This is a genomic window from Leptolyngbya sp. FACHB-711 (genome assembly GCF_014695615.1).
GTDB lineage: Bacteria > Cyanobacteriota > Cyanobacteriia > Elainellales > Elainellaceae > Leptolyngbya_A.
On the sequence record NZ_JACJOR010000452.1, the window covers coordinates 1 to 8,410 of the forward strand.

General features: G+C 52.7%; 6 protein-coding genes. 5 read left to right on the top strand and 1 reads right to left on the bottom strand.

Going from position 1 to position 8,410, the window contains the following annotated elements; translation table 11 throughout:
* Positions 1-417: 417 nt before the first annotated feature.
* The 3 genes from H6F80_RS20380 to H6F80_RS20390 all read left to right on the top strand — a co-directional run bounded on the left by H6F80_RS20380 (position 418) and on the right by H6F80_RS20390 (position 4,051).
* On the top strand, positions 418-969 hold the full coding sequence (locus H6F80_RS20380) for a DciA family protein (protein ID WP_190793355.1): 552 nt from the start codon (positions 418-420) through the stop codon (positions 967-969).
* Positions 970-1,062: 93 nt separating this feature from the next.
* On the top strand, positions 1,063-1,494 hold the full coding sequence (locus H6F80_RS20385; RefSeq protein WP_190793356.1) for a hypothetical protein: 432 nt from the start codon (positions 1,063-1,065) through the stop codon (positions 1,492-1,494).
* 193 nt (positions 1,495-1,687) lie between these two features.
* Positions 1,688-4,051, top strand: coding sequence for a chromosome segregation ATPase (locus H6F80_RS20390; RefSeq protein WP_190793357.1), 2,364 nt, complete (start codon positions 1,688-1,690; stop codon positions 4,049-4,051).
* Between the two features lie 140 nt (positions 4,052-4,191).
* Here the strand turns inward: H6F80_RS20390 and H6F80_RS20395 are convergent, their stop codons facing one another.
* Positions 4,192-6,162: an acetate--CoA ligase family protein gene (locus H6F80_RS20395; protein ID WP_190793358.1), complete on the bottom strand. Its 1,971-nt coding sequence runs from the start codon at positions 6,160-6,162 to the stop codon at positions 4,192-4,194.
* A 467-nt stretch (positions 6,163-6,629) separates the two neighbouring features.
* Between H6F80_RS20395 and H6F80_RS20400 the strand changes: the two genes are divergently transcribed.
* Complete coding sequence (locus H6F80_RS20400) at positions 6,630-6,881, top strand: hypothetical protein (protein WP_242067478.1); 252 nt, start codon at positions 6,630-6,632, stop codon at positions 6,879-6,881.
* Positions 6,882-6,937: 56 nt separating this feature from the next.
* Positions 6,938-8,410, top strand: a 1,473-nt coding sequence (gene purL / locus H6F80_RS20405; protein ID WP_190793360.1) for a phosphoribosylformylglycinamidine synthase subunit PurL, incomplete at its 3' end; no start/stop codon positions are given.

The following is an 8,410-nucleotide window of genomic DNA, read 5'->3' on the forward strand; positions in this document are numbered from 1 at the left end:
TGCGACGCAGTTCCCCCTCTGGGATTGTTGACTCATAGCGGTACTCCTGCCAAAACAACAAATCAAACAAAAATCAAATCAAACAAAAAATTCAGTTTATAAATCTGCGGACAGAGATTTGCAGAGATTTTAGGGATACAATCGTGACACGATCGCCTGTTCTACTCATGCAACTGCGACTGAGCTTGACTCCGGTTGCCTATAGCTCAAGCGATGGACAACCCGATCTAGAGGAAAAACATTTATCTAGTATCTAGATTTGGAGTTGAGATCCAGTTAATCTGCTGATATAACTCTATCAGTAGAGTCTACAGCGGTTGCCAGATTTCTACTGGCATATCATAACCAATTTTTGAAAAAATACTTGTTTCCGTCTTAAATTTTCTCAGCCTGCTGTTTTAGAAGAAGGATGAGTGAATGCCGAGTCATCGTTTTAACTCGCTGAATCATGTCCTGGGTGCGATCGAGCATCAGGAAAATTGGCAAAGTCGTCGTCAGTTTCAAAAGCTGCTTGCCTGCTGGAATGAGGTGGTGGGGCTTGCTGTCGCTGCCCAGACTCGCCCGGTTGAAATTCAGCGCAAAGTTTTGCAGGTCGCCACATCCAGTCCTGCCTGGGCGCAAAACCTTGCCTTTGAGCGGCACTTAATTCTCACCAAGCTCAACGATCGCCTCGCGCTAGGGCTAAAAGATATCCGCTTTTCGGCGGCGCAGTGGCAAATGGGTGATCGTCTGTTTAAAACCGATAGCCTTTCCCTCTGGCAGAGCCACCCCAGCCGCCTCAAGAATCCGACTCCGTTTACTTCCGCTGCCGCGACTGATCCGCAAACGGCTTTCCGAAGCTGGGCACAACAGATGCGAAGCCGATCGCAGCATTTGCCTCTTTGCCCCACCTGCCACTGTCCCACCCCAGAAGGCGAGTTGGTTCGCTGGTCTGCCTGTGCTCTGTGTGCGGCGAAGCAGTTTCGATGACTTCATAATAAAAGGGTCAGGATATTAAAGAATGAGCTAGCGCAGTCTGATATTGCTGCCCGCTCAGAATTTTGGATGAACCCTATAAATTTCATGCGAAAGCTGCCCTGGTTATCGCTTTTTCTGCTGTTTATTGCCTATACGTCTTTTAGCTGGTTTGTTGCCCGCACAACGGTTTCCTGGCTGACCTGGAGTTTGGCGATTACCTTTACGCTGCTCCAGGCACTTCTGCTCACCACGCTGTTTGCGCGGCTGCGGCTGTTTGCGCGACGGTGGCTTCAGTCAGACTTGGGCTACTTTTGCCTAGTTTTAATCGCGGCGATTAGCGTCACGTTTGCACTCGTCTGGTTTCGGGCGTTTGGCTATTGCCTGGTGGTGCTTGCAGCAGAAATTTTGGCGCGGCTTGATCTGCAAAATATGGGGTGCAATCGCGTGCAGTCGTTAATCGTTCTGACGCTCGTTTCTTTTACAGGGCTGGTAGTAGGGTGGTCAGTGAGCCTGAATCCGTTCTTTCGTGCAGGGTAGTCTTTTATCTTTGCTAATCTTTCGTTCGGGTAAGCTGCATAGGGGAATGAAATCGATCGTTCTTCTCCGTTCGGGAGATTTCAGTCGATTTGATATGATTTTTACCTGCTCGTGATTGATTTCTCTGGTATTAAAAGATAGAGTGATTTTTCCGAGATGCGGTAGAGTGGGTTAGCGTCGTGTGGGGTAAGGTATGACGAGAACTTATGGCACGCCAGAACCGCCAGAGCGATCGAATCGCCGACCGGGGCATGTGCCGCCCAAAACAATTCCACCCCTGAAGTTGCCGCCCGTGCCGCAAAATGCTGCTCCGCCGAGCAAGCCGCCTCAGCCTGCGCCGAGCAGTTCTCCTGCAAGAGCCGTGTTGCCCAATCCCTCTTCAGCCGCCCCTTTGCCGCGCGATCCGATTCCGGCAAAATCTGTACAGGAGCCAGACTCGCTGCTTTGGGATGAAGCCGAGGCGATCGAAAATGATTCAGATTTAAATCATCGTTCAGATTCCGGATCAGACAATCTAAAAGAAGACGGCTTTAAGGAAAACATCCTGGCATCGACCGTTTCTTCAGCCGTTCCCTTCGTAAACGGATCGAGCCGTCCTGCTAGCAAGGAGCCAGTGACGACCCGCCCCTTCTGGTTCAAACTTTCGGCTCGCCATTTGCACTGGTGGGCAGTGATCTTGGTTTTTGGCTTGAGCGGAATTGGCATTTTGTCTGCGATCGCCCTGCTGAGGTTGCCCTCTCTGCCCAACTGTCCGGAAATGTTTTTGCCGACGGCTTCTGCGTCTTTACGGCTCTACTGCGCTCAGGTCGCCGCCGAGAAGCGAACCCTGAAGGATTTGCTGGAAGCGATCGATCTGGTGCATGCCTTGCCTGCGGATCACCCCTTGCGTCCCGAAATCGATCGCAGCATTGAAGCCTGGGCAAGCGAAATTCTTGATTTAGCGGAGGGGTCTTTTCAGGCGGGAAAACTGAATGAAGCCGTTGATGCTGCCCGTAAAATTCCATCGAACACGGCAGCGCACAAGCTGGTTGAAGATCGGGTCAAGCTGTGGCAAACCGTTTGGTCTAAGGCAGAAGCCCTATACAAGCAGGCAGAAGCCGCGCTAAAGCAGCAAAACGTGCGGCAGGCATTTCTGCTGACTAGTCGTCTGTCGGACGTAGATAATCGCTACTGGGCAACCACTAAATATCAGGAACTCAGCAACCTGATTACGATTACCCGTGACGACATCGGCAAACTCAACCGGGCAAAAGGACTGATTGATCGGGGCGGTGTGGATAACCTGCTGGCTGCTCTGAAGCTGATCGAGGAAATCAAGCCTGTTAGCTATGTCTACGGCAAAGCACAGCAAATGTTGCCCGATCTGGGACGCGAACTGTTTGCGCTGGCAGAAGCCGCCCTTGATCGCCGGGATTACAGTCAGGCAATGAACATCACCAGTCTGATTCCCGAATCTGCCAAATTACAGTCGGAAGTGCAGGACTTCAATACCCTGGCAATGGCTCAGTCTCAGGCATGGGGCGGCACAGTGGACGATCTGGAAGCGGCGATCATTGGGGCACAGCGCATCAAGTCCGATCGCCCGCTCTACAGCAAAGCACAACAGTGGATCAGCCGCTGGCAGGTTGAAATCAAAGATGTCACCATTCTCGATCGCGCGAAAGAATTGGCGGCAGGTGGAACCCTCGATGATTTGCGAGTTGCTATTGCTGAAGCGCAGCTGATTCCCCGCAGCAACCCGCGTGGCACGGAAGCCAGAGATCAGATCAATGAGTGGCGAACGCAGATTGAAACCACCGAAGACCAGCCTTTTCTCGATCGCGCTGACCAGTTTGCCAACGATGGTGATATTGCCGCGCTCCAGGCTGCCATTAACGAAGCCAGTCGAATCCAGTCCGGTCGGGCACTCTACGGCGAGGCACAGGATCGCATTCGTGGCTGGCGTGATCGGGTCGAGCAGTTTCAAGATCAACCAATTCTCGATCAGGCAAGGCAGTTGGCGGCGGGTGGCGATTGGAACAGCGCGATCCAGGTTGCCAGTCAGATCGGCAATGGTCGATCGCTTCACGCTGAAGCTCAGGACGAAATTCGTACCTGGCGCGATCGGGCTGAAGATTCGATAGATAAGCCTTTGCTCGATCGGGCAAGGCAGTTGGCGAACCAGGGCAGATACGGAGATGCGATCGAGGTCGCCACCCAGATCGGCAGCGGTCGGTCGCTTTATGACGAGGCACAGTCTGACATTCAAGAGTGGAGCCAGCAATCGCAGGGACAAAGCGAGATGCAGGAGGCATACCGCGCCGCCAGTGCCGGAAGCACCCGAATGCTGATTTCTGCCATTCGCATCGCAAACCGCATCCCCTCCGGTAGCCTCGCCCGCGCAGAAGCTGATCGGATGGTCGACCAGTGGAGCCAGGAGATTCTGCAAAGGGCTGAATCCCAGGCACTTTATGATGTGACGGGCGCAATTCGCATTGCCAAGAGCATTCCGTCAAGCTCATCGATTTATGAGAGTGCGCAGCAGCAGATCCAGGTCTGGCAGAGCCGTTCTCGGTAAGTGGATGACGAGATAAGGGATAGGGGAGGAGGGATAAGCAAGCCTCCAATTCCTTCTTAGGAGCGGCAGGCATGATTTACCCGGAGCGGGCAGAATCGATCGCCTTGGATTCGAACAACCAGCCCATGCCGATCGTCTGATTACAGAATTACAGCAACCTCCTTCAGGAAGACACGGCTAAACGGCTCTTCTGGGCTGAGATGATACTGCTCGATTAATCCATTCCGGTAAATCGAAATCGTGCTGTCTTCACGGGTGACGACGATCGATTCATGAAATACATCGCGGCTCAGCATTTTCTCGGCTTCGGTAGGATTGTCCAGAATCACCATATTGCTGCCGTAGTAGAACATTCCCTGCTGCTCCAGCACTTCGCCCGGATACTCTGTAATCAGCAGATCCAGACGCGGATTTCGCACCAGGCTCATCAGGTTAGTGTTGTAATCCGAGTGCATCATCTTTTCGGAGCGATTCACAAACACACCTTCTCGGCAGACTGCCCCGATCGTCCAGTTGGGGTGATGCAGCAGAATGTGATCGATCAGTTCCTCCAACTCCTTCACCGACACCCGGTTGAAGGTAATCGTCGGAATTCGTGCCGCTTCGCCTGACTCAAAAAACGTTTCTAGAATCGGAGACGTTACATCAACGCTGGAGCCGATCGACGGACGCAGGTGCATATATACGCCCGGAGCCGCATTGATTTCGATAATGCTGAGATTGCCCTGTCGCCAGGACGTTGCCAGATCCGACGCGATCACATCAATTCCCAAACAGGTCAACTGAAAATGCTGGGCGATATCCTGCGCCAGGATGATATTGTCTGGGTGGACGCTGTGGGTTGCGTCAATGCTGACTCCGCCCGCCGAAAGGTTTGCCACTTTTCGCAGATACACGATGCGATCGCGGTCTAGCACCGAGTCCAGCGAGAGGTTCTGCTGCTCCAGATACAGGTGCATTGCCTGATCAACCTGGATTTTGCCCATTGGTGAAGTTGGAGTATCCGCACGCAGGGGCGACCGGTTTTCGCGATCGATCAGTTCACCAATTGTGGATTTGCCATCGCCCTTCACCGAGGCTGGCTGTCGCTCGGTTGCCGCCACAAATCGCCCATTCACACACAGCAAGCGATAATCGCGTCCCGAAATGCTGGTTTCCACAATAATTCGCACGGGCTGATCTTCTTCGATTGCCTGTACCGCCCGCTCATAGGCAGCTTCTAGCTCAGCGTCGTCCTGCACATCTGCCGTCACACCGATGCCTTTGTGTCCGCTGACAGGCTTTACCGCTACAGGATAGCCAATGCGATCAGCAGTTCTGAGTGCGTCTTGCAGCGATCGCACCACCTGACCCCGGGGCACAGGAAAGCCCAGCGTTTCCAGAAAAGCTTTACAGTCGTCTTTGCGCGTGGTGAAGTCAGAATCCAGATGGCTATCGTGGTTAAAGGTGGTTGCGATGCCTCGCACCTGCTTGCGTCCGTAGCCGTACTGCATTAAGCCCTCATCCCACAGGTAAAACGCAGGAATTCCCTTCTGATGAGCTGTCCGCAGCAGCGCGTACACGGTGGGACCACCGTACACCGATCGCCGGAATAACCCCTGCATCACTTCCAGCGAATCGTCGAGCGAGAAAGGCTTGTCCTGGCGAATTGCCTCAAACCAGTCCCAGACACAGTACACCACTTCCCGACAAGTGCGAGCATGAAGACACTCGATTGCGATTCTTGCTTTGTCGCCCTGCGCCTTTTCGTCCTGAAGCAGGACCGACCAGCGCTCGAAGTGCAAACCCATTTCCAGCTTGTTCACTTCGGCTGCCGTCCGTGCAAACAAATGGGCATGGGACGGATAGTGCTCGTCGCGCAGGTGCGGATACCGCTGGCTCAGTTCATCCAGATAGTCTTCGATCGCAAGCGGTTCACCCGCTCCGGTTAGCGCAAAATCGAAGACAAAAGCAGCCGTTTCTAAATAAGGATTTGGACCTTCAATATGACGAAAATTAAAGATATCAAAGGCATCGCTTCGGCGTGCATTCACGGGAGACAGGTCGGAAGCATCGAAGCCACGGTCGAAATGAGGTTCTTGACTGTAACCCCGGCTTGGGTTGAGTACCATGAGGCGATCGTTTTCTCTTTCACATCATGAGAAACTTTATAACGGGAATGCGGGACTTACCTCTATCTCTAGATAAGCCGTTCCCTGATCCGATGACATAAAAATATCGGAGTTCAAAGGCTGTTTGAGCAGTGTTAAACGCGCAAATTCACAAATGAATCTTTTGTTCTAATCCCATTGGAACGACACAAAACTTTTCGTCCTAAGAGAAGCAGACACTTTGAAATCATGGGGAGAGCTAGATTTCTGCCGCAGCGCGGGGCAGTTCCAGTCACAGGGATCGCTCTTTCAATATTCTCTGAACCCACTCTTTTAGCATTTCCTTATAAAGGATTCTCAAGCTTTCCTTAATCTTCCAAGGCAATTTCATCCTAATGATTCTCTCACTATCAATCGGCGTATGACCGATGAGTGGTGCAATAAAACCATCAAGATTCTATAACTAATGGAGTGCTGAGTTTTAAGTAATGTCAATTATGACAAACCGTCCTCAAGCCAACTTGAAAAACGAGATTGAGCGATTAGCAGAGGAAGCCTTTCATCGTCATTTAATCTCCGGCTACGGCAACGGAGAATCCAGCAATGAATATCAAATCATCTATGAAGGCAAGCCGCGCCATTTCTCGCTGGAATACGCCCGCAACTTTCTGCGCCAACTCATTAACCACAAGCAGCCGCCCCACCTGATGCATCTCAATCACCACCTGGACTTCAATTAGCCGATCGACCCGATACAATAAAGCTTGTTCTGTTTCGCCCTACGGTGCAAGCCTTCATGTCTGATGCTCCTTCGATCGCCAACGCTCCTTTTTCGCTGCAAGAAATTACCTCCGAAGGCATTAAGCCCGAAGAATACGAGGAGATTTTGCAGCGATTGGGGCGGCATCCCAACAAAGCAGAGCTGGGAATGTTTGGGGTGATGTGGTCAGAACACTGCTGCTATAAAAATTCGCGCCCTCTTCTCAAGAATTTCCCGACTACAGGTGACCGCATCCTGGTGGGGCCTGGTGAGAATGCAGGCGTAGTAGACATGGGCGACGGGCTGCATCTGGCATTTAAGATCGAGTCACACAACCACCCCTCTGCCGTTGAACCCTTTCAGGGAGCTGCAACCGGAGTGGGTGGCATTTTACGTGATATTTTCACGATGGGTGCACGTCCGATCGCTGTTCTTAACTCGCTGCGGTTTGGCGATCTAGAAGATGCCCGGACGAGAAGGCTATTTAGCGGCGTGGTCGCGGGAATTTCACACTATGGTAATTGCGTTGGCGTTCCTACGATCGGCGGTGAAGTGTACTTCGATCGCGCCTATTCGGGCAATCCTTTAGTGAATGCAATGGCGATCGGCTTAATGGAAACGCCGGAAATCGTCAAATCGGGCGCGAATGGCAGTGGCAATCCGGTGCTGTATGTAGGTTCTACGACCGGACGAGACGGCATGGGCGGTGCGAGTTTTGCCAGTGCAGAATTAAGCGATGAATCGATTGACGATCGCCCGGCCGTGCAGGTGGGAGATCCGTTCCTGGAGAAATCCCTGATTGAAGCCTGTCTGGAGGCATTCAAAACTGGGGCAGTTGTTGCCGCGCAGGACATGGGAGCTGCCGGAATCACTTGCTCTACATCGGAAATGGCAGCCAAAGGTGGAGTTGGCATTGAGCTAGACCTGGACAAAATTCCAGTGCGCGAAACAGGCATGATTCCCTACGAATATCTGCTGTCCGAGTCGCAGGAGCGAATGCTGTTTGTTGCCCACATAGGACGCGAACAGGAACTCATCGATATTTTCCATCGCTGGGGACTTCATGCGGTCGTCGCTGGAACCGTGATCGAGGAGCCGATCGTCCGCATCCTCTTCAAAGGTGAAATTGCCGCCGAAATTCCCGCTACGGCACTGGCAGACAACACGCCCATTTATCACCGGGAACTGCCGCCCGAACCGCCCCAATATGCCCAAACCGCCTGGAAGTGGAACGAGTCTCAGCTGCCGCCCTGCACCGCACAAGGCATTACGATCGATAGCAAGAATTACACCTGGAATGAGGTTCTGTTGACGCTGCTGGATACGCCCTCGATCGCCTCAAAACGCTGGGTTTATCACCAGTACGACCATCAGGTACAAAACAACACCGTCCTGCTTCCCGGTGGAGCAGATGCCGCGATCGTCCGCCTCCGTCCTCAACTTCCTGCTGCTTCCCCTGATTCCCGTCTCTCCCTCAACGCCCCTGCCGCGTTCAACAAGGGTGTTGCC

Coding starts and splice junctions, on each gene's coding strand:
- H6F80_RS20380 (WP_190793355.1), top strand. CDS start 418: ATGCCGAGTCATCGTTTTAACTCGCTGAATCATGTCCTGGGTGCGATC.
- H6F80_RS20385 (WP_190793356.1), top strand. CDS start 1,063: ATGCGAAAGCTGCCCTGGTTATCGCTTTTTCTGCTGTTTATTGCCTAT.
- H6F80_RS20390 (WP_190793357.1), top strand. CDS start 1,688: ATGACGAGAACTTATGGCACGCCAGAACCGCCAGAGCGATCGAATCGC.
- H6F80_RS20395 (WP_190793358.1), bottom strand. CDS start 6,162: ATGGTACTCAACCCAAGCCGGGGTTACAGTCAAGAACCTCATTTCGAC.
- H6F80_RS20400 (WP_242067478.1), top strand. CDS start 6,630: ATGTCAATTATGACAAACCGTCCTCAAGCCAACTTGAAAAACGAGATT.